The organism is uncultured Mycobacterium sp., from assembly GCF_964249325.1.
Lineage (GTDB): Bacteria > Actinomycetota > Actinomycetes > Mycobacteriales > Mycobacteriaceae > Mycobacterium.
Window position 1 is genome coordinate 1 of the sequence record NZ_CAXUCH010000223.1, and the last position, 1,505, is coordinate 1,505.

1 protein-coding gene and 1 pseudogene (1 of these 2 running past the window's edge) are annotated in these 1,505 nt (G+C 67.6%); both read right to left on the minus strand.

Features of this window, described 5'->3' with window-relative positions:
• A partial coding sequence (locus ACFE99_RS20605) for a galactokinase family protein (RefSeq protein ID WP_375488267.1) occupies nucleotides 1-498 on the minus strand: 498 nt, incomplete at its 3' end.
• A pseudogene (gene galT / locus ACFE99_RS20610) lies at nucleotides 495-1,505 on the minus strand (galactose-1-phosphate uridylyltransferase); it runs 82 nt beyond the window's last position. The pseudogene galT and the gene ACFE99_RS20605, both read right to left, overlap by 4 nt.

Genomic DNA, 1,505 nt, shown 5'->3' on the forward strand with positions numbered 1-1,505 from the left:
CAGCGCCGTCGACGGCTCCCCGAACAGCGAAGCTAGCTGGTCAAGCAAACCCGTTGGAGCGCCGACGTATTCATTCTCGGCGCGCTGCGCGAGCCGCGCCTGCTCGATCCGGTCGATACGCACGCCTGCGGCCGAGGTCAAAGCGCCGAGGACCGCGCACTCCAGCGCCGCCGAAGACGCCAGGCCCGAACCGATCTCGACGTCGCTGCTGATCGACATCGCGCCACCGGACACTGGGTGGCCCGCGGCGCGCAGCGCCCAGATAACCCCCGCCACGTAGCCGGCCCAACCCGTCACCTCACCCGGGGCGGTGTCGAGCGGAATCCGCACCGAGCCCTCCGTGCGGTCGCTGCACACGCTGACCGCATTGCTGTCGTCCGGCGCAAACGTCACCACGGTGCGTTGCGGCAGCGCGATCGGCAGCGCGAAACCGAGGTTGTAGTCGGTGTGTTCGCCGATCAGGTTGATCCGGCCCGGTGCGGCGTATCGGACGGTCATGCGAGGTCTCGCAGCCGCTGGGCCACGTCTTCGGGCGTCACGTCGCTGATGAAGGCATCCATGGCCGACTCGGACGCTGCCAAGTACTTGAGCGCGACCGCGCTGCGCCGGATCGACATCAGCTCGACGTGGAAGTACCCCTCCCGCTGAGCGTCGGTGTCGGCGAACTGGTGCAACGCCGACATATACGGCAGCGGGCCGGAGTACAAGCGGTCGAACCGGCGCAGCAGGTCGAGGTAGACCTGCGCGAAATCATCCAGTTCTCGCGGCTCGAGCTCAAGAAGGTTGTGCGCGAACCTGTTCGGATAAATGTGCACCTCCACCGGCCAGCGCGCGGCGAACGGCACGAACGCCGTAAACAAGTCGGTGCGTGCAATCACTCGGCTGCCGTCGGCCAGCTCCCAGGCCAGCAGGTCCGCGAAAAGGTTGCTGCCATAGCGTTTTCGATGGTCGCCAGCCTGATGCAGCATAGCGGCGGTGCGCGGGGTCAGATACGGGTAGCCGTAGATCTGGCCGTGTGGATGGGCCAGCGTCACCCCGATCTCCTCGCCGCGGTTTTCGAAACAGAACACCTGCTCGATTCCGGGCCGGGCCATCAGGTCCGCGGTGCGGTGCCGCCATGCCTCGACGACCAGCCGGGCCTGCGCCGGTTCCAGTTCGGCGAACGAGCCGGTGTGGTTACTGGAGAAGCAGATCACCTCGCAGCGCCCATGCCCCGGCGCCGAGACGAATCCCTCAGACGTCGGCAGAGGCGATTCACCGTCCCCGGACAAGCTTGGGAACCGGTTTTCGAAGACGACGACGTCGTAGTCGGGTGCGGGCACCTCGCTGGTCAGCCCGGTCGGACCCGGACACAGCGGGCACTGATCGGGCGGCGGCTTGTAGGTACGGTCTTGGCGCAGCGCCGCGATGATCACCCACTGCCCGGTTGTCCGGTCGAACCGCAGCTGCGACTGGGATGGCGGGCGCGGCGGCAGTGGCCGGCGATCGGCGACCGGTGCCGGGGT